The sequence below is a fragment of the Phytopseudomonas punonensis genome, from assembly GCF_900142655.1.
Classification (GTDB): Bacteria; Pseudomonadota; Gammaproteobacteria; order Pseudomonadales; family Pseudomonadaceae; genus Aquipseudomonas; species Aquipseudomonas punonensis.
On the sequence record NZ_FRBQ01000004.1, the window covers coordinates 130,782 to 149,999 of the forward strand.

17 protein-coding genes are annotated in these 19,218 nt (G+C 59.6%); 1 reads left to right on the top strand and 16 read right to left on the bottom strand.

The features are described 5' to 3' along the window. Positions 1-97 precede the first annotated feature (97 nt). Both msbA and BUC40_RS13375 read right to left on the bottom strand, forming a co-directional pair. Positions 98-1,918, bottom strand: a complete 1,821-nt coding sequence (gene msbA / locus BUC40_RS13370) for a lipid A export permease/ATP-binding protein MsbA (RefSeq protein WP_073266473.1) — start codon at positions 1,916-1,918, stop codon at positions 98-100. A gap of 117 nt (positions 1,919-2,035) precedes the next feature. Continuing rightward, complete coding sequence (locus BUC40_RS13375; protein WP_073266475.1) at positions 2,036-2,812, bottom strand: lipopolysaccharide kinase InaA family protein; 777 nt, start codon at positions 2,810-2,812, stop codon at positions 2,036-2,038. Positions 2,813-2,835: 23 nt separating this feature from the next. Here BUC40_RS13375 and BUC40_RS13380 point away from each other — a divergent pair, with 23 nt between their 5' ends. Then, positions 2,836-4,077 carry a hypothetical protein gene (locus tag BUC40_RS13380; RefSeq protein WP_073266477.1) on the top strand — a complete coding sequence of 414 codons (1,242 nt, stop codon included), beginning with the start codon at positions 2,836-2,838 and terminating at the stop codon, positions 4,075-4,077. Here BUC40_RS13380 and BUC40_RS13385 read toward each other — a convergent pair. From BUC40_RS13385 to waaF, 14 genes are all read right to left on the bottom strand, one after another. Continuing rightward, positions 4,058-4,918, bottom strand: a complete 861-nt coding sequence (locus tag BUC40_RS13385) for a glycosyltransferase (protein ID WP_073266479.1) — start codon at positions 4,916-4,918, stop codon at positions 4,058-4,060. The genes BUC40_RS13380 and BUC40_RS13385 overlap by 20 nt on opposite strands. Positions 4,919-4,943: 25 nt before the next feature. Then, on the bottom strand, positions 4,944-5,735 hold the full coding sequence (locus BUC40_RS13390) for a glycosyltransferase family protein (RefSeq protein WP_073266481.1): 792 nt from the start codon (positions 5,733-5,735) through the stop codon (positions 4,944-4,946). A 33-nt stretch (positions 5,736-5,768) separates the two neighbouring features. Beyond that, on the bottom strand, positions 5,769-6,833 hold the full coding sequence (locus BUC40_RS13395) for a CgeB family protein (RefSeq protein WP_208605774.1): 1,065 nt from the start codon (positions 6,831-6,833) through the stop codon (positions 5,769-5,771). A 108-nt stretch (positions 6,834-6,941) separates the two neighbouring features. Next, positions 6,942-7,856: a glycosyltransferase family 2 protein gene (locus BUC40_RS13400; protein ID WP_083593530.1), complete on the bottom strand. Its 915-nt coding sequence runs from the start codon at positions 7,854-7,856 to the stop codon at positions 6,942-6,944. Further along, positions 7,853-8,986 carry a glycosyltransferase gene (locus BUC40_RS13405; RefSeq protein ID WP_073266487.1) on the bottom strand — a complete coding sequence of 378 codons (1,134 nt, stop codon included), beginning with the start codon at positions 8,984-8,986 and terminating at the stop codon, positions 7,853-7,855. The genes BUC40_RS13400 and BUC40_RS13405 overlap by 4 nt, the downstream gene beginning before the upstream one ends. A 236-nt stretch (positions 8,987-9,222) precedes the next feature. Next, on the bottom strand, positions 9,223-10,299 hold the full coding sequence (locus BUC40_RS13410; RefSeq protein WP_073266489.1) for a polysaccharide pyruvyl transferase family protein: 1,077 nt from the start codon (positions 10,297-10,299) through the stop codon (positions 9,223-9,225). Between the two features lie 2 nt (positions 10,300-10,301). After that, positions 10,302-12,077 (bottom strand): carbamoyltransferase family protein, encoded by a 1,776-nt coding sequence (locus BUC40_RS13415; protein ID WP_073266491.1) that lies wholly within the window; start codon positions 12,075-12,077, stop codon positions 10,302-10,304. A gap of 76 nt (positions 12,078-12,153) precedes the next feature. Next, positions 12,154-13,584, bottom strand: a complete 1,431-nt coding sequence (locus BUC40_RS13420) for a lipopolysaccharide kinase InaA family protein (protein WP_073266493.1) — start codon at positions 13,582-13,584, stop codon at positions 12,154-12,156. Further along, positions 13,581-14,330, bottom strand: a complete 750-nt coding sequence (locus BUC40_RS13425; protein ID WP_073266495.1) for a lipopolysaccharide kinase InaA family protein — start codon at positions 14,328-14,330, stop codon at positions 13,581-13,583. The genes BUC40_RS13420 and BUC40_RS13425 overlap by 4 nt, the downstream gene beginning before the upstream one ends. Beyond that, positions 14,327-15,064 (bottom strand): lipopolysaccharide kinase InaA family protein, encoded by a 738-nt coding sequence (locus tag BUC40_RS13430; RefSeq protein ID WP_073266497.1) that lies wholly within the window; start codon positions 15,062-15,064, stop codon positions 14,327-14,329. The genes BUC40_RS13425 and BUC40_RS13430 overlap by 4 nt, the downstream gene beginning before the upstream one ends. After that, a complete protein-coding gene (rfaP, locus tag BUC40_RS13435) occupies positions 15,061-15,891 on the bottom strand; it encodes a lipopolysaccharide core heptose(I) kinase RfaP (protein WP_073266498.1) in 831 nt (276 codons plus the stop codon). Before rfaP ends, BUC40_RS13430 begins: the two co-directional genes overlap by 4 nt. 133 nt (positions 15,892-16,024) lie before the next feature. Then, positions 16,025-17,146 carry a glycosyltransferase family 4 protein gene (locus BUC40_RS13440; RefSeq protein WP_073266500.1) on the bottom strand — a complete coding sequence of 374 codons (1,122 nt, stop codon included), beginning with the start codon at positions 17,144-17,146 and terminating at the stop codon, positions 16,025-16,027. 20 nt (positions 17,147-17,166) lie between these two features. Then, positions 17,167-18,168: a lipopolysaccharide heptosyltransferase I gene (gene waaC, locus BUC40_RS13445; protein ID WP_073266502.1), complete on the bottom strand. Its 1,002-nt coding sequence runs from the start codon at positions 18,166-18,168 to the stop codon at positions 17,167-17,169. Then, positions 18,169-19,206 (bottom strand): lipopolysaccharide heptosyltransferase II, encoded by a 1,038-nt coding sequence (gene waaF / locus BUC40_RS13450; protein WP_073266504.1) that lies wholly within the window; start codon positions 19,204-19,206, stop codon positions 18,169-18,171. Positions 19,207-19,218 lie beyond the last annotated feature (12 nt).

Here is a 19,218-nt window from a genome sequence, read left to right on the forward strand (position 1 = left end):
CTTAATCCAGATATCTTCCGTGATCAGATAACGCAAAACCTTGTGGGCCATATCAGGTACATCAGCATCAGGAGCACATTATCGAGCCCTAGATAACTCATGGCTCATCCTGGACGCCCTCTGCTTCCTTCTCATCACTGTCCAGGCCCATGGCATGCAAGCGAGCGTAATAGCCATTCTCTGCCAACAGCGAGTCATGGGTACCGCGCTCGACGATACGCCCTTGATCCATGACCAGAATCAGATCGGCTTTCTCGATGGTAGATAGTCGGTGCGCGATGACAAGCGTGGTGCGCCCCTCCATAACGCGGTCCAGCGCCGCCTGGATGTAGCGCTCTGACTCGGTATCCAGGGCAGAGGTTGCTTCGTCGAGAATCAGCACTGGCGCGCTCTTGAGTAGCGCGCGGGCAATCGCCAACCGTTGACGCTGACCGCCAGAGAGCATCACCCCATCTTCGCCAACCTTGGTATCGAAGCCCTGCGGAAGCAGATCGATGAATTCGCGGGCATAAGCAGCCTCTGCAGCCTGTTCGACCGCCTCGCGCGGTAGGCTCTTGAGATCGCCATAGGCAATGTTGTTCAGCACGGTGTCGTTGAACAGCGAAACCTGCTGGGTTACCAGCGCGATGTGCTTTCTCAGGTTCTCGACGCGGTAATCCTCGATGGGCGTGCCATCGAGCAGGATCTGTCCCTGATTGTGCTGATAAAACCGAGGAATCAGATTGGCTAACGTCGACTTGCCACTACCCGAGCGCCCAACCAGCGCAACCATCTGACCCGGTTCAACGGTAAAGCTAATGTCCTGCAGCACTGACTTCTCGGTGCCTGGATAAACGAAACTCAGGTTCTTAACTTCAAGAGAGCCGCTCACGCGCTCTTTCTCGACCGTACCTTGATCTGGCTCGAGCTCCTCATCCAGCTGCTCGAAAATACTCTCGGCCCCTGCCAAACCTTTCTGGATGGTCGAGCTAACTTCGGAAAGCTGACGAATCGGCTTGGGCAGAAGCCCCGCCGCAGTGATGTAGGCAACCAGGTCACCGACACTCGCGTCTCCCCGCAGAAACAGTACCAGGAACATCAGAAACGCCATGGCGGCGTAGTTCACCAACTGCAGGCTCGGGGTGTAGATCGCGCTGGTGCGAGTCATCCGCAGCTGCTTGCGGGTGCTATCGTCGCTTGCCTCATAAAAGCGCTCGCGCTCGTAGCGCTCACCACCAAAGCTGCGCACCACGCGGTAATTCTGGATGGTCTCGGATGACACATGGGTCAACTCGCCCATGGCGCTCTGGATCTTGCGACTCTGGCTACGGAATTTCTTGCTAGCGCTCTTAACCATCAGAGCAATGAGCGGCAGGATCGCCACCATCACCATGGTCAGCTTCCAGTTCATCCACAGCAGATAACCGAACAGAAAGACCACCGTCAGGCCTTCACGCACCATGACCTTGAGGGCGTCGGTCGCCGCGCCGGTGACCGACCCCACGTTGTAGGTGATGCGGGAAATCAGGTAGCCCGTGGAATGGTTATCGAAATAGCGGTTGGGCAGCATGAGCAGGTTGTTGAAAAGCGCAATACGCAGATCCTGCACCAACCCCAGTGATACCCGCGCCAGGTAGTAGCCGCCGAGGAAGGAGCCTATCCCCTGCCAGAAGGTAATCAGCAACAACGCCAGCGGCACGCCGTAGAGCAGTTGCATACTGCCTAACAGCGGTAACGCGACCATACCGGCTTCGGGCGCAGCCAGCCCATCTACGAAATACTTGAGCAGGCCGGCAAGCATGGGCTGAGTCGACGCGAAAATAATGTACCCGACCATGCTGACGCCAAACATGAACCAGTAGCGCCTCATGTAGCTCAACAGCCGCATGTACAACTTGAAGCTGGAGATAGGAGACGAATTGTCGCTTGATTCAGGCATGAGATGCTGGCTCTGAGGTGAAGCAGGCGATTGTACCATCAGGGAAGACGCAACCAAATGCGCCGAAAAACCGGCGAGCCGCACACGGTAAAAAGGCCTAGGTGCGAGGCTCCCCGCTCAGAGGTAGCCCTGCAACTGCTGCGGTGGTCGCCAGCGCGTGGGCTTGCGAACCACATTCAACCCTTGCAGCTCGGCCAGCATCACCTGGGCATCGAGTGCAGGCGAATCGGTGGCAGAGGCATAACTTGCGGCAAGCGCTCCGAGCACCTCGTCACTCAACCCCAGGTCACGCAGGCGCAGCATGATTTTCTTGAAGTCATCGACGGCAGCTTCCCGGCTGAAATCACCCGCCCGCTCGAAATCCAGCAGATAAGCCTGTTCGGCCACCAGAAAGTTGTACGGATTACAGTCACCGTGAGCGATCCCATGACCATGCAGTTGGCCAAGCAGGCTCAGTGCCTGATGCGCACCTCGCTGCAATGCCTCACCAGCCAAGGTAGCCAAGGGCACACCTGGTAAGAAGCGCGTGAGCAAAAGGCTTTCATGAAACCGCGGATGACGAGACTCTGTGTAGAGCAGCGGCTCAGGCGCTGAAAAGCCCAGCGTCTTAAGCTTGGCGAGCAGCACCGCCTCGTTACGCAACGGAGATTGGTAGGGCCGCCGCAGGATTCGCTTCCACCAGGGCTTCATGGAGCGCCGATAGCGTTTGACGAACAACGCCTCGTCTCCCTGGCCTATCCTGGCAACCGCACGCCCAGGCGCAAAATCTTCGAGGTCGACGAGAAGCGCCAATAACGCCCGGATCTGTTTGCGCCCGACGCGCTCATTTTGAAAGACTAGGGTCTTGCCCACCTCATGCCTCCCCGCGAGCATCAGGTGCTTGCAGTGCAGCATGCCGCTGCCCCATGGACCGGTTCATGTATAGCCTCTACGCCCAGACAAAAGAAAAGCTCAGGTTCGCCACCTATCGCGGCTACGACCTCTGCAACCCGACGGCAGCCGTGCTGGCGCATCTGCTGTTCGACAAGCGCTCGACCCGTAAAAAGATCCGCAGCGCGTTCAAGCTGATCCGCCTGACCCCGCGTTACCGCCACCATGATCAGCTGAAGGGTGACGCGTACATCTGGCATTGCGATCGCGACGATCAGACCAAGCTGGCCCTGAGTATCGGCAACCGACTCAGCGAAGAGCGGCGCCGGAACATCAGCTACATGCCTGCCATCAAGGAAGATGCCACCAAGTCGCTGGACTGGCGCGCAATGTACGCGGCCTGGAGGATAACACGGCGCTGTTCGCTGCCACTGCTGCTGCAGTTCTACGTATTCAGTGCGCTTTGCCATACCATCAAGCACTTCAGGGCCATCGACAGGCTGCAGATTCCCCAGCAGTTGACGTCATTGGTCAGCTTCAACAGCGCCAACATTCCCGAGTGCTTTCTGGTCGCCGCCTGCCGGCATCACGACCTGCCGACCTACTCACTGCAGCACGGGCTTTATCATCGTTACCGCGGCGAGCAACCGATCGATATCATCAACTATGAAAATGTCACGGCCGGCACCTTGCTGGTATGGAGCGAGTTCTGCCGCGCCGAAATTGCTGAATTCCACCGTGAAATCGGCCGCACACCCGATTACCAAATACGGGTCGCAGGCTATATCGACCCACCCGAGCCTCAAACTGCTTCAAAACCATCGACGCAGGCGGGCAAACATCTTCTATGCGTGCTGCCGGGCAAACGCTATGTAGGCGACAGCATCGAACTGCTCCATCTACTGGCCGCGCTGCCTGCGCACTATCGGCTGACGGTGCGCCTGCACCCGCTGCTCGCCAAAGATGCGGCACTGATGACTGCCTTGCCATCAAGCGCCTCGCTCGACGACAGCCCAACCCTTGCACACGCGCTGCGTACCGGAGGTTATGACCTAGCAATCGGGTTCAATACCACCAGCCTCTTTGAAGCAACGCTGTTCGGCGTGCCTTGTGCCCTGTACCAAGCAAAGAGCCTGAACCTGATAACCGATGGCATTCCCAGCTTTAACAATACCGACGAACTGACGCGACTAGCGGATGCACCCACCGACACACGCCAGCTCGCCGAATACATCTTGGGGGCGTCGTGCTTTCGCTACGCTGAAATCATCAACGCAGCAGAAACTTGAGCGCTACGCGCCACAGGGCGGGGTAGCGCAGAACCTCGGTTGCCCGGAGCCAGCTAATCCGCAAAGCCCATGGCAGTTTCGCTCGCCTCAAGAGGCGTAGCCAGTAACGTACAGCCGCCTCCTCCTTGCGGCGCACCCGGTCTGGATTCAAGGGCGTGCCGCAAGAAAACGGCAGCGCCACTGGTGCCGCAGCGGCATAGGCGAGCGCCTGCCTAGCCCACGCCTCAGCAAAGCTGCCTAGGGAAAAGTGCAAAAGTTCGATATCGAAGACGACGGCGATCTTGCTCCGCTGGGCAACACGCAGACTGAAATCGACGTCATAAAAATGAAAGCCCTCTAACCTCTCATCGAAGCGCGTTTCGGCCCACGCCGAACGACGGACGAACAACCAGACACCATCCAGCGCTACGACCGGTACACAGCAGTTCGATCCACTATCGGCAGGCTTGGCAAAAGCAGCGCTGGCAAGCTCTCTCGACGCACCATGCCGCACGTTGATGCACAGATCGCCCTCATCACCGCTATGCCAGCCAGACGGTGTTGCCGCTTTGTAGCGACTTCCCGCCAGACCAATGAGGGCAAGCCCCTCGTGGTGCGAAAAATGATCGAGTGCACGCACGCCCCAATCCTGGCTCAAGAACTCCACGTCCTCATGCACGAAACATACGAACGGGTGGCGCGCCCTGGAGGCACCCTCGTTGTATACCGCGCAGATACCTCGGCCCTCGGTGCTGTTGTCCACGGCAATCAGCTCGTACTCGACACCGATCGTGGCCTCGATATTGCTAGCCACAGCCTGTAGCCGTGCGGGCTGAGCGCTGCAGATGACGACGGAGATCAAGCCAGGTCCCCCGAAAAAAGATCGTTCATTTAACTTTCTTCAGCCCCAGGTAATAGAGTGGAAACTTGAGGTACAGCTTGAGTTTCTTGCGCATCAGGTAGCTCTTGCTGCGGCCAAGCCATTTTTCCTCGAAGGTGTACTTGGCGCGTTTGGTCATCAACCATTGACGAGCCGAGGTATGTGTCCTAAGCGTGCGGCTGTCGAGATGATCGACGACCGACGATGTGACCAGCACGTGGCGCAACCCCTTGGACTGGAGCGTCAGCGCATAGTCGTTGTCCGCGTACCAGAAGAAGAACCGCTCATCCAGAGCGCCGATCACCTCCAGGATGGAACGGCGAAAAACCAGGCACCACCCGGAAATTTCCTTCAGCACACCGTAGCCTGGGTAGACGCCGCTGTTGAGAGCGAAGCCATTACGTGGATGGTGCAGGGAGCAGGCTGGGCTGGCACTGCTGACGCTCGGATCCTGCTCAAACACCTGCAACAGCTCGGCGGCCCAACCTGCATGGAAAGAGAGATCGTTATTGCAGATGGCCACGAACGGCGCCTGCCCCTCGCGGATGCCTATATTCATGTAAGCGTGATAGTTGAAGGGGGCGTTGGGATAGAGCGTTTCGACACCTGGCTGCGTATAAGCCGGCGTCTGAGCGTTGGACTCGAGCACCCAGATGCGCAAGCGAATCCGCTCTGGGTCTTCGGATGCCACCAACGAATCGAGACAGTGCTCGGTGACCTGACGCAGAGCCGCGTCTTTGGCAAAGCTGAGTATTACCACGTCAAACCACACGGGCGACGCTGCAGAAGAATCAGTCATGAGATATCTCGGAATGCGGAAATTCAGGTGTTACTAAGCACAGGCCAGAATGCGCGCAACGCGGTTCGCCCAGGTGTGCTGCTCGAGGAAGCGGGCCCGACCGTTGCGCGCGATACGCTCACGCTCTGCGGGATTGGCCAAGTAATAGCGAACCTTGTCCTTGAGTTCGGCCCTCGAACGAAATACCTCTATTTCTTCGCCAGGTGTGAACAAGGACGAGATTTCCTCGCAGTAGTCGGTTAGCAGGAAGCAACCGGCTGATATTGCTTCGAAGATCCGCAGATTGACGCCGGTTTCCGCACCATAAAAATCCGAGCGGGTAATGTTGAGCACGATCCGAGAGGTTTGCAGCAGCTCGCGCAACTCCTCCCCCCAAACCGCCTGGTCATCGACCCGATGCTGCAGCTCGGGAGACATCAAGGAATGGTTACGGCGCCAGCGATTGCCACGCACGGTCAGATGCTCACGTATGTTTTCCAGCAGAAAAACCCTGCGTAGATCAGCGCTACCGACGAACAGAACATCGCGCTCTGGCTCACGGTGCTGCTGCGACAAGACCACGGCGCCAAATGGCAAGTGCTGCGCATTGAGCCCCAGGGTTTCACGAAAGAACCGCGTGGTGACCTCGGAAAACGAGAATAGCGAGTCGTAGAGCGGCAGCTCCTTCCCGATGAAGTATAGAAACTCCCTGCGCTTGGAGTAGAGATTGCAGCTATCGGTGTCATACAGCATAAAACGAGCACCGCAATCGCGCACCATGGCTGCCACCTGAGCGATGTCGTAATGCTTGTAGAGAAAACCGACCACCAGCACATGTGTCGGCGCCTCATCCTCCAGCAGCCTGCGCAGCGGCTCCAGAGGCAGCCGGGGCAAATGCGAGAAACCGTCCCTCTCACCTGCCTTGTTGCTCGCCTTGTACAGTGCCGACGCTACGCCGTACCAGCGGCGCGGCTTCTGCCGCAAGGCGTCCCAATGCACGGCTGGCACACCAGCCTCAAGAAAGGCCTCGAACAGCTCATGCCCCAGCGGCACACCACCTATCCCATCTAGAATCAAATATTTACGCTTGCCAACAGCGGGCGTATCGCCCTCAGGCACTTGTTCCATGTTCACTCATCCACAGGCTCCCGGTTGCCGCTTGCACGGCGCATGACCGGAGGCTCGATTAATCCATTGCCAAGTATGCGACCTGGCACCGCGCGCAGTTCAGCAAGGTAGTTCGGAGCGCCGCTTCAACAACAAGTGCCGGAAACGCTTGAACAACTGGCGATCCCATTGCCGTAACGGGATCTGCGCAAAAAGGCTCCATGCGAACCGTTTGTCCTGAGTTACCGCCGGGCCAAGTATCTTGGTCAGCAAGCGGGCCTTCCCAGACTCGTACGCCGGATGGTTTCGATAGAGATCTAGCAACTGCATACCATAGCGGTACTCAGCAAGGTAGTTCCGCGATAGACCACCCTCATGCTTTCGATACAGGGTCACGGCATCCGGTATCACGTGAACCTGATAACCGGCATGGGCAATTTTCAGGGTCATCTGAAAATCCTGTACACGCAGCTGCGGGTCGTACTTGCCCGCCGCGAGCATGGCTTCACGTCGGTACATGACCAGATTGCCGCCCACCACCAGCGCCTGGGCCAGTGCCTGGGCGAAATCATAGCGCCGCACTTCCCGCGCCTTGGTTTTCTTTGGCAACACCGTACCGTTCTGGTCAATTCGCACCGCACGACCGCCTAGGCACCCCACCTGAGGATGGGCAAACAAGTAATCGGCCTGCAGGGCGATGCGCCCTGGCACCATGATGTCGTCCGCATCGAAAGTGGCCACGAACTCGCCGCGTGCCAGATCCAATCCCCGATTCAGCGCAGCGCTTACCCCCTGATTGGGCTGGCGAATGAACTCCACTCGGTGCACTGCCGGATAACTTCGCCAGTCACTCAGCGCCTCCTCGATACGCTCCGCACTGTCATCGGTGGAACCATCGTCGATAACAATGAGCTCGATGGCGGGATAGTTCTGCTCAAGAATGCTGCGCAGCGCATCCCCCACGTAGTTGGCGTAGTTGAAACACGGCACGATAACGCTGACTAACGGCGCAACGGGTCGCTCGTTAGCACTCACAGGCGGCACGCCTGCCAACTCGACAACGTAGCGAAGAAGCGCGGCGCGACAGCGGAGTCGACGAAGCGACTTTCCAGCCAGCCATGCATATCTTCACGAAGCTGCTCCAGCTCCCGCTGCTGAGCCGAAGCAACGTTTTGCAGGCTGGCAGAGAGCGCATGCCAGTCACCAAAGGTGAACAACTGCCCCTTTTCACCGACGACCTCCCGCCCACCGCCGCAGTCGCTGCAGACCACCGGCAGACCCGCAGCCATGGCTTCTAGCAGCACCATTCCAAAGGGTTCGTGATCAGAGCTGAGTGCGAACATGTCGAAGGCTTTGAAGTAACGCCGCGCTTGCGGCACCTGCCCCAGAAAGCGAACCTGCTCTCCGATGCCCAGCTCGTCGACCAGTATCTTGAGCCTGGACTCGAGGCGACCCTCGCCAGCGATCACCAGCAGACTGCTTACCGGCAAGGTAGGCAGTGCGTCGGCAAAGGCGCGGATGAGCGTCTCCTGATCCTTGTCAGGATGCAATCTCCCCACGTTACCGATAACCCAAGCCTGGCTCGGCAAACCAAGCGCCTGGCGAGCGTCTGAGCGGGATAATTGCTCAGACTGCACGGCATCCAGGTCGATACGGTTGTAGAGCGTCTGGATACGTTGCTGCGGCCAGCCCGGCAGGCAGGCGCGCAAATCATCACGCACCGCATCCGATACACCAAATAGATAAAGACGTTTACGGAACAGGTTAGCGAACAGCTGGCGCGACTTGCGCTGATAATCGCCAAAGGCGTGGTGGATACCGATCACCGGCAGCTTGCTGCCCAGCATCGCCACATAAGCCGGCTTGGAGCGGTGGGCAATGCACAGCGCGAAGTTGCGCTCAGAAACGATCCGACGAATCGCGCGAATCGCGCCGAGCTTCAGCCCTCTGAGCGCCTTGCTGCTGTACTCAAGGAAGACCACCTCATCAGAAGCTGACCCGGCTTCTACTCCGGCGTCATATTTACCACTCAGGTATACGGTCATTACCTTGTAGGGTGTGTCGGCAAAGAGCACGGCGTATTGTCGAGCGCAATCGAGAAACGGCCCGTCGTAGCCATGGCAGATCTGTAGCACCCATGCCTGGCTCACATTATTAGTATTCATTGATCCAACTCTTATCACGGCAACATTCAGGTGCAGATGGGCACCCGTGAAAGTCGCATCGGCTACAGCTGGAATTCAGGCCTCTTAGCTTGATTTCCGAGCAGCCGAAAACCTCGACCATAGGGGTCGGAGATGCGATGAGTCAGCAAGGTTCAGTATATTTGATGGGCGGTGCTCAACCCATTTTCTGACCGATCGGTCACATGCAAAACAGCCCTAGGCTGCCGTCTGCGCCGCTATCGTGCAGCGCGCCGATCTCGGGCTATCTGGGCTATCACGGCAAACATCGCGCCGGCCTGACAGCGAGCATCGTGAAGGAAGCTTGCGATGCCCGCCTGCTCTGCTTGGCTGAACACGATGCGCTGCGCATCACCAACTGCTTCCTCATAGGAGGAGCGCAGGCGCTCGCTTAACCCGACCTGCCCAAGCAAGGCTTCGATCTTGTGAGTATTCGAAGCGATGGCATAAAAAGGGGTCCCGGTGACCAGGCACAAGGTCACTAGATGAAAACGCCCAGTAATCACGCCCTGCGACCGGCGTAAAAGAGCGAGGAAGCGGCGCGGAGCAAGTACTGCGTAACGCCAGCGCAGCTTGTCAATCCGCGAACCGGGGAGCTCAGCGGGATAACGATGCAGATAACTGGCGGCAATGCGTCGGTAGGCCTTCAGACGCTTGCGTAGATTCTTGCGCAGATAGACATCGAATCCCTTGCCCAGCTGCAAAGGGGCAACGGTGCGGATGCTGACATAACGCAGATGAGGATTGGTACAGCTGACGCGCCATGCCTCGCGCAAACGCTCCGTGAGTACACTGCCATTAATCAGCAGGCCCTGACGAACAGGCGTCTTGCCTTGGTACTGATAAGACAGCGTCAGATCCGGAACAACCTCGGCCGATACACCGACCTCACCCAGCGCAGCCTGACTCAACACGTCTCGCACGAATATGCGCGTGAACAAGGGCGCATCGGCATTGAGCCGCACATTGTTCTGCCAAACCGAATTGATCAGAAAACAGGGCACTCCATGCTCGCGACAATACCGCGCCAGCGCACCATAGCGCAGGGCCAGCGGCGCATCATCGTGCATGGTGCCTTCGCCATTGACTAGACAGATATCTGCAGCGCGAATGTCCCGTTGCAACTGCTCATCTGTCTGCCAGTCATGGTGCATCGGGCAAGCGCGCAGAATCTCCATGCCAGCCCCTTCGGCCAGCGTGTAGATCTGCTGCATCACCAAATGGCAGCCGTGGTGCCCTTCAGAAGACGTGTCGTTGAACAGCAGCGTCTTCAACCTTGCCTGGCTGCCAGCCAAACCTAGGGCTCCACGCTGCCGGACAGGTCACTGCTAGGCGCAATGACATCGTCCTTGATCACCAGAATATCTTCCATGATCAGGTACTGCAGGTCCGAGCCGAAGAACATGTTCAGCGCATCGGTCGGGGAGCAGATCATCGGTTCGCCACGACGGTTGAGCGAGGTGTTCAAAGACACACCGTTGCCGGTGAGCTTCTCCAGCTCCAGCATCAGGTCATACCAGCGAGGGTTGTATTCGCGCTTGAGGACCTGGGCACGGGAAGTGCCATCTTCGTGGACGACTTCGCTGACGCGCTCCTTCCACTCGTCGTTGACTTCGAAGGTGAAGGTCATGAACGGGCTCGGGTGGTCGACCTTGAGCATCTGTTCGGCGACGGTGTCGAGCATCGACGGGCAGAAAGGTCTCCAGCGCTCGCGGAACTTGATCTGTTCGTTAATGCGGTCAGCCACGCCAGGAATGCTCGGACAACCGATGATCGAACGACCACCAAGGGCGCGCGGGCCGAACTCCATACGACCCTGGAACCAGGCAACCGGGTTACCGTAGACCATGATCTGGGCGATGCGCTGCGGCATGTCGTCGATCTTCTGCCATTTTGGTGCGTTCGGGTGGCGGGCGCAGGCGGCGATCACGTCCTCGTTGCTGTAGGCCGGGCCGAGGTAGACGTGTTCCATCTTCTCGACCGGCACGCCACGCTTGTGAGAAACGTAGGCAGCGGCGCCAACCGAAGTACCGGCATCGCCGGAAGCGGGCTGCACGAACAGCTCCTTGACCTCGGGACGAGCGATGATCTTCTGGTTGAGCTTAACGTTCAGCGCGCAGCCGCCGGCGAAGGCGATCTTGCCGGTTTCGCGGAGGATGTCGCCCAGATAGTAATCCATCATTTCCAGCGCCAGTTTCTCGAACAGCGCTTGCATGCTGGCGGCGTAGTGGATGTAGGGATCATCGGCGATATCGCCTTCACGCTTGGGCCCCAGCCACTCGATCAGCTTGGGCGAGAAGTAGAAGCCCTTGCCCTTTTCCTTGTAGCGACGCAGACCGATGACGTTGGCATAGTCGGTATTGATGATCAGCTCGCCATTCTCGAACTTGGCCAGGCGCGAGAAATCGTACTTGCTGGCATCGCCATAGGGCGCCATGCCCATGACCTTGAACTCGCCGTCGAGCATTTCGAAGCCGAGGAATTCGGTGACCGCGCCATACAGGCCGCCCAGGGAATCCGGATCGTAGAATTCCTTGATCTTGTGGATACGACCGTTCTCGCCATAGCCAAAGAAGGTGGTGGCGTACTCACCCTTGCCATCGATACCGAGGATGGCAGTCTTCTCGGTGAAGCCCGAGCAGTGATAGGCGCTGGCGGCGTGAGCCAGGTGATGCTCGACCGGCTCGATCTTGACCTTCTTGGCGTCGAAACCGAGCTGCTCCAGGCACCAGACGATCTTCTTGCGATAGCGTTTGTAGCGGCGGTTGCCCATGAGGATCGCATCGAGGGCGCGATCCGGCGCGTACCAATAACGTTTGGCGTAGTGCCAGCGCTCTTTGCCGAACAGGCTGATCGGCGCGAAAGGAATCGCCACGACATCGACGTCCGACGGCTTGATACCAGCCTGCTCCAGGCAGAACTTGGCCGACTCGTAAGGCATGCGGTTCTTCGCGTGCTTGTCGCGCACGAAGCGCTCCTCCTCGGCAGCTGCAATCAACTTACCGTCGATGTACAACGCCGCGGAGGGGTCATGACTGAGGGCGCCGGACAGGCCAAGAATCGTCAATGCCACGGATAAAGCCTCTTAACGCGGTCACCTGATTCGGCAACCGATACAGTTTGATTTCAAAGCCCTCCCATGGGAGGGCTTAAGTGATAGTTGGCAAACGCCGATCAAGCTCACGATGAATGGCACTGCTGGCGGGCCAGTTGCGCAACAACCTTGCGCGATCCCGCGCATACGCAGCTTTAAAACTGCCAGCCTGACCATGGTACTGCATGGCATCCAGGTCGATCAGCGCCCAGCGGTCATCCTGCCAAAGGATATTGTTACCCTTGAAGTCTCCATGGCTGATCCGTTCACGCAGCAAGGCCGCGAACAACCGCTCCAGCGCCAACAGATCCGTCTCAGGCGGTAGCTCATTGACACCATACGGAGCAAAGCGGGCGATTATATCCACACCCGGCGTATGTTCTGTAATGAGGTAAGCCTGACGGCGTAGCCAAAGCGTGCGGCGCTCCAGCACAGCCAACGGTTTGGGCGTGGCAATGTCGAGGAAGTCCAGACGATTGCCCTCGCACCAGCTGTGCCAGGCTCGGCTGGGCCGCCAGAACCGCCGCAGCCAGTGACCGAAGCCCTTGATGTTGTAGCGCTTGATGACCAGCGTTCGCTCAGCCACCCGAACACGCGCGACCGTGGATGAGCCACCCAATTTGAGCGGTTCGCCACTGGCAATCGCAGCATCAGGATCAACCAGGACAGGCGCCAACAGCGCATCTTCATCACGCCTCACTACCTGCAAACGAGAGGCGCCGCGCCAGACACGAAACGCTGTGCACTCGCGCTGGATCTTGGCCATAAATGCGTGCAGCCGCAGTCCACGCGCTTTAGCGACAGACTTGAGCAGCGCCTCCAATGGCAGCGCGTGCTCGCCATTGACCAGCAGGTAATGCACCAGCAACTCCTCGATGAAATCATCGATGGGGCGAGGAAACAGCGCAAAAAACAGCCCGAGATTTTCCAGCACTCGATCACGGGAAAGCGCACTTCCTGGCGTCTCGGCGCGTATACCGCCGCCGTCGATCAGGTATAGATTGCCTTCGTGGCGCAACAAATTGTCCAGATGCAGATCTTCCTGCCATAGCCCGCGACGGTGCAGTTGCCCGATTACGCCAAGCGCCTCGCCTAATACCTGCTGCTGCATGTCACTCAGCAACGGCTCATTGGCCACCGCCTGCCATTCATCCGCGAGACTGCGCGCGCCCTCGAGAAACTCGAACAGCAGCCAGCCTCCCTCGCCTGCGCGCACGCCATGCTCGAGCAACAACGGCGTGCATAACCCCTGCTGGGCCAGTAGTTGGGCGCCCTGAAGCTCCCGCGCAAAATGCCGTTCAGCCTTATTGCCAACCAATACCTTGGCCAGCACAACCCGCTTCTGCCACTGTGCACGGCCCACGTAGCGCTGCCCCGGCAGCACACGCAAAAGACTGTGCAGTTCGATGGGCGTAGCGCCTGGCAGGTCCACTGACAGCGGCAGCGAGGGGCTGCGCCCCGCATCGTTTAGAAGAGCCAATTTCATAGGCGCTGAGCCTTGTCTTTCAAGCGTGCGGTCAGACGCTGCAACCAGTGACTCACATCCTGCGCACTGCCCAGATAGGCGGTAAGAAAGCCTACGTGGTCCACGTCATCCCAGGGATTGGTACGACGCAGCAGCGGCTCCAGATCCTTGACCCGGTCACGCTCGCCAAGAACCAGAGGTCGGGTTTTCTCCAAGTCGATCAGTTGCGCGGTGAAACCACCATCACCTGACCGCAAGAAGATGTGCTTGGGGTAGAAACAGCCATGCACTTGCCCTCTCTCATGGACTCGCCTGGCCAGCGCGCCACAGGCAGTGACGATCGCCAGACGCTGCTCGGTCTGAAGCTGATGCCACTCGGGCAACCAGCTATCGAGATCCCGCCAGCCATCCAAGGCATGAGTGAGAAGAATGGCTCGGCGCTCACCAGCAACACGCCGCTGCGCGAAAAAGGCAGCGCTCATGGCAGGAATACCTAGGCGCTGATAACGACAAATATTGCGAAATTCGCGGGCCAGGGTCGGCTCACCCAGCGGGCGCTCCAGGCTGCGCGTCAGGTAGTTGCTCTGACGCTTCAGGTAGTAACCGCGCCCTTCCAGATCAAGGCGATAGACCGTACTCCAGCCACCACGCGGCGCCTGGTTCGGCTCATCGACCGCATGCAGTTCGAGCGCCCAGAGCGCTTCGAAGCTGGCGAGGCCATGACGCTCGAGCAGCGCGCGATCGTCGCTACCGATGAAGTCCTTCATTCTCTGCCCTCGAAATAGCGGACGATCTGACGGATACGCAGCTTGTCGCTGTCGTTGAGACGCTCGCGCCGCCGGTACTGCAGATAAAAGCGCAAGCGCTGGGTGCGCGACAGGTGGTACTTGGCCACCTTGTCGAGGCAGGCCAGGTCTTTGACAATGCGCCGCCGCAAAAACGGCCCCCACCAGAACGCCCCTGTCGGGCAATCGATGAAATACAGACGTCGGTGCTCGTCGATCAACACGTTGCGCCATTTCAGATCGTTATGGGCAAAGTGGTGATCATGCAGAATGCGCGTGGCGCGCGCCAACTGGGCGCTGACATCCTCGACCCAGGCTCGATCGCTTAGCCGCGCGTCATCAGTGGAGGCCAGCTGCCACATGTCCATGGTGCCGACCAGCTCCTGGGTAATCAGCGCGCCACGGTGAAAAGCAGAACCCTTGCGCTCCAGCCCGTACGCGGCAATTGGCGCAGTGGGAATACCCCAGGCGGCGAAATGCTTGAGGTTCTGCCATTCGGCCTTGACCCGCGGCCTGCCAACAAAGCGCCGGGCACCCTTGCCAGCGCCGTGGTAGCGTTTGACGTAATAGCGCAGCCCACCGAACTCCACACGAATGACATCCGAGAGCGGGTCATGGGTGATGGCCTCACCTTCCAGCGCGAACACGGCATCCAGAGAAGCGAATGCCTTGGCTGCCTCGGGTGTTGCCAAGGCGGTAACGCGCCATTGACTCATTGCTCACCCTCCGTTTCGTACTTGCGCACGTAACGCGAGCGCAGCCGGTCGGCCTTGCGCTGCAGCCAGCGCAACAAGGCAGCCTCATCACGCAGAATCTGACGCAGTGGTCGGCTATTGCCAGCGACACGGAAATAGACCGTGAGAAACCGCAGCAGGTCACGCTGGGTCAGACCGATGTTGAGCGCCGAGAAATACAACCCGGCTAGATCCTTGTCGCGCCAGCGACGCGGCACCTCAGCACGTAACTGCGCACGGTGGAGATCAATCACCGACAGGCGAAAGTCCTCAGTACTGAACGGTTTGTCCGTGTGCAGCAGGAAGTGGCAGATATAACAGTCGCGATGATTTACGCCAGCGGCGTGCATACGCCCGGTCATCTGCGCGACACGACTAATAAGCGCCCATTTCATCGCCGGCGCTGGCGGCTGTTCGCTCCAGTTCAACGTGAGCTGTTCAAGATCCGTAGTGGGAGCCAGCTCTTCGGTGACGATGAACGAATGCTGCTGCGCGGGATCGCTACCGCGCTCACCGTAGGCCACAGCTGTCATGGTTGGTACGCCAGCTTCGCCAAGGCGCTGAATGGCCTTCCACTCCTGGCCGGCGCCCAGTACCGGCAGACGTGCGGTGATGAGGTTCTTGAAAATTTCTCCCCAGCCGATACCGCGATGAATCTTGACGAAGTAGCCCTTACCGTTGACCTCAGTGCGCAGTGTTCGGCGTGCCTCGAGCTCACGGTAAACCTGCCCCTGCAAGCTCTCGACTTCGTCAAAGGCATCCTTGCCAGCCCATAGGGACTTGAATGGTTCAGCAAGAATCAGCTGCATAGGGTCTCTCATACGAGCCAGTGTGTTGGCAAAGCGGTGTCATACATGGGGACTGCGGCGACCCCATGCCCGCGGGCCGTGGCTCGGCACAGGTACGCGTCATCGCAGGTGTTCAGCGACGCCAACCCAGACATCAGGCGTGCACCGCCAGAATCACATCAGCAGCCCGCTGCGGCATGCTGTACAGGTCGGCCGTCTCGGCGTAGGCCAGGCCATTGCGCTGCCAGGCCTCACGCCGGGCGTCGTCTGCCAGCATCTCGGCCAGCATACGGTTCAGGGTGGACTGCTCGAACGGGCTGGGCACCACACGGCCGGCGTCGGCGTCCTCTATGTAATGGGCGTAGCCACAGACATCGCTGACCAGCACCGGCAGCCCGGCGACCAGCGCTTCGAGCAGCACGGTGCCGGTGTTTTCGTTGTACGCCGGGTGGATGAGCAGGTCAGCGCCGAGCAGAAAGCGCGGGATGTCGCTGCGTCCCTTCAGAAACTTCACCTGATCGCCCAAACCGAGCGCCTTGGCTTGCACTTGGAACGGCTTGGGATCGTCCTGGCCGATAACCATCAACTGAGTGCGCTGCTTCAGTTCACCCGGCAATGCGGCCAGCGCCTTGAGGCTGCGGTCCAGGCCCTTGGTCTTGAAGCCGGAGCCGATCTGCACCAGCAAGAGATCGTTATCGCCCAACGCGAACTCGCGGCGAAACTCGGCGCGGATCTCGGCGGCATTGGCTGGCGCGCGGCGATCTTGGGCGATACCCGGCGGCAGCAGATGAAAGCGTTCGGCCGGCGTTTCGTAGTGCTTCACGAACAACGGCTGCTGTACCTCGGAAATCATCAAAATCTCGGTGCTCGACTCGGGCGCGAACACGGCACGCTCATACTCGGCGAAATGTTTGTAGCGGCCCCAGCGGCGATACAGCGGGTTGCGCAAGGTCTGCGCCTTGTCTTCGAAGCAGCCGTCAGCGGCGTAGTACACGTCCAGGCCCGGCATCTTGTTGAAGCCGATTACCCGGTCGACCGGGCGCTCGCGCAGGTCGGCCTGCACCCAGGCGGTGAGCTTCTCGTTGCGGTGATGGTTGAACAGCGCCTTGACCGGCACCACCACGACCTCGAAACCCTCTGGCACCTCGCCTTCCCAGATCGGCGTGTAGACGCGAATGCTGTGGCCGCGCTGCTGGCACTCCAGCGCGATACGCATGAAGTCGCGCTGCAACCCGCCATAGGGAAAGTACTTGTAGAGGATAAAAGCCAGGCGCATCGGTTCTCCGCTCGGTTGCATCAGTCCAGCCCCAATTCAAGCAACAGGGCATGCAGTTCGGTGAACACCCGCTGCGCCTTGAGATCATCGAAGCAGGGTTTGTCGCGATCACCCTTGCCAGCATCCGGGCCGCTGGCACACAGGTGCACTTGCGAACGCCCGTAGGCGCCAACCCGACCAGGCAGCGTCGGGCCGTATAACGATACGGTCGGCACATCCAGCGCGGCAGCCAGGTGACCCAGGCCGGTGTCCACCGCTACACACGCCTGAGCGCCGGCAAGCACCTTGGCCACGCCTGCCAAGTTGAGTTTCGGCAGTACCGCGGCGCCTTCAATACCCTCGGCGATACGCTCAGCGCGGGCTTTCTCGGTTTCATTGCCCCAGGGCAAACGAATCGCCCAGCCCTGCTCGGCGGCCAGCTCGGCCAGCTCGCGCCAATAGGCTTCGGGCCAGTGCTTGCTGGTCCAGGTGGTGCCGTGCAGGAACACTAGATAAGGGCTCGCGGCCGGATCTGCAAGCTGGGCGCGGTTCAAACCGTAGTCGCCCAGACCGGCGGGCACGCTGTAGCCGAGCGCCTGGCCGAACAGCTGGCGTGTGCGCTCCAACGCATGCTGGGCGCGCGGCACAGAGTAAGGGCGATCATAGAAGCGCGCGGCAATCGGCTCGCGAGCCGATTTCTTGTCGAGCCCGGCCACCGGCGCCTTGACGTAGCGAGTCAGCCAGGCGCTCTTGAACAAGCCTTGAGCGTCGATCACCAGGTCGTAGTGGCTTTCGCGCAGCCGCTGCTTGAAGCGCGACCACTCACCACTACGCAGGGCTTTCAGCGGATGCTTGCGCCAGCGCCGAATCGCCACCGGAATCACCTGGGAAACCGCCGGATGCCAGGCAGGAATCTCAGCGAAGCCCTCTTCCACCACCCAGTCGAAACGGATGCCGGGAATCGCCCGGGCCGCGTCGGTCAGGGCCGGCAACGTATGAATGACGTCGCCCAGCGATGAAGTCTTGATCACCAGCACGCGCATTCAGTGCATGACCTCTACCGGCTCACCCGCCAGCCGCTGCAGCGCGTCGACGGCGACCTGCGGTTCGAGCTGCACCAGACAGTTGTAATGGCCAAAGCGGCAGGTGCGTTCGAAGCAGGGACTGCATTCGATGCCCAGGCGAATGATTTCCACCTGATCGGCGAGCGGCGGGGTGAATTGCGGCGAGGTCGAGCCATATACCGCCACCAACGGGCGATTGAGCGCGGCGGCCACGTGCATCAGCCCGGAGTCGTTGGACACCACCGAGGCGGCGCAAGACAGCAGGTCGATGGCTTGCGCCAGACTAGTCTCGCCGGACAGGTTGACGGCTTCCTCGCGCAGACCGGGAATCAGCCGCGAACGAATATCCTCGCCCACCGGATGATCCTTCTTCGAACCGAACAGCCAGACCTGCCAGCCTTCGCGAATCTTCGCCTCGGCGACCTTGGCGTAGTGCTCGCTGGGCCAGCGCTTGGCCTCACCGAACTCAGCGCCGGGGCACAGGGCGAGCACCGGGCGATCCAGCGTCAAGCCAAAATGCGCCAGAGCTGCATCGCGGGTAGCCGGGTCAATGCTCAGCGAAGGTTTCGGATAGGGCTGCGGCAATTCGGCTCCAGCCGGGTAGGCCAGCGCCATAAAGCGCTCAATCATCAGCGGGTAGCGATCTTTGTCGAGCTTGCGCACGTCATTGAGCAGGCCGTAGCGCATTTCGCCCTTCCAGCCGGTACGCAGCGCAATGCCCGCGAAGAACGGCACCAGTGCCGACTTCAGCGAGTTGGGCAGCAGAATTGCCTGATCATAACGGCCCGCCAGGGACTTGCCGATGCGCCGCCGCGTAGCCAGCTCAAGCACGCCGTGGCCCAAGGGGAAGCTCAGCGCCTGACGCACTTCGGGCATGCGCTCGAGAATCGGCCGGCTCCACTCAGGGGCCAGCACGTCGATGGCGCATTCGGGGTGGCGCATCTTCAGACACTGAAACAATGTCTGCGCCATCACCATGTCGCCTACCCACGAAGGGCCGATGATCAGAATATTCATAAGCTCAGTTTC

What these genes read in the sequence shown, in the direction of transcription:
- rfaP (WP_073266498.1), bottom strand. Translation starts at nt 15,891, where the DNA reads ATGCAGCTGATTCTTGCTGAACCATTCAAGTCCCTATGGGCTGGCAAG.
- BUC40_RS13405 (WP_073266487.1), bottom strand. Translation starts at nt 8,986, where the DNA reads ATGAATACTAATAATGTGAGCCAGGCATGGGTGCTACAGATCTGCCAT.
- BUC40_RS13440 (WP_073266500.1), bottom strand. Translation starts at nt 17,146, where the DNA reads ATGCGCCTGGCTTTTATCCTCTACAAGTACTTTCCCTATGGCGGGTTG.
- BUC40_RS13390 (WP_073266481.1), bottom strand. Translation starts at nt 5,735, where the DNA reads ATGACTGATTCTTCTGCAGCGTCGCCCGTGTGGTTTGACGTGGTAATA.
- waaC (WP_073266502.1), bottom strand. Translation starts at nt 18,168, where the DNA reads ATGCGCGTGCTGGTGATCAAGACTTCATCGCTGGGCGACGTCATTCAT.
- BUC40_RS13380 (WP_073266477.1), top strand. Translation starts at nt 2,836, where the DNA reads ATGTATAGCCTCTACGCCCAGACAAAAGAAAAGCTCAGGTTCGCCACC.
- BUC40_RS13425 (WP_073266495.1), bottom strand. Translation starts at nt 14,330, where the DNA reads ATGAAGGACTTCATCGGTAGCGACGATCGCGCGCTGCTCGAGCGTCAT.
- msbA (WP_073266473.1), bottom strand. Translation starts at nt 1,918, where the DNA reads ATGCCTGAATCAAGCGACAATTCGTCTCCTATCTCCAGCTTCAAGTTG.
- waaF (WP_073266504.1), bottom strand. Translation starts at nt 19,206, where the DNA reads ATGAATATTCTGATCATCGGCCCTTCGTGGGTAGGCGACATGGTGATG.
- BUC40_RS13420 (WP_073266493.1), bottom strand. Translation starts at nt 13,584, where the DNA reads ATGAAATTGGCTCTTCTAAACGATGCGGGGCGCAGCCCCTCGCTGCCG.
- BUC40_RS13430 (WP_073266497.1), bottom strand. Translation starts at nt 15,064, where the DNA reads ATGAGTCAATGGCGCGTTACCGCCTTGGCAACACCCGAGGCAGCCAAG.
- BUC40_RS13375 (WP_073266475.1), bottom strand. Translation starts at nt 2,812, where the DNA reads ATGCTGCACTGCAAGCACCTGATGCTCGCGGGGAGGCATGAGGTGGGC.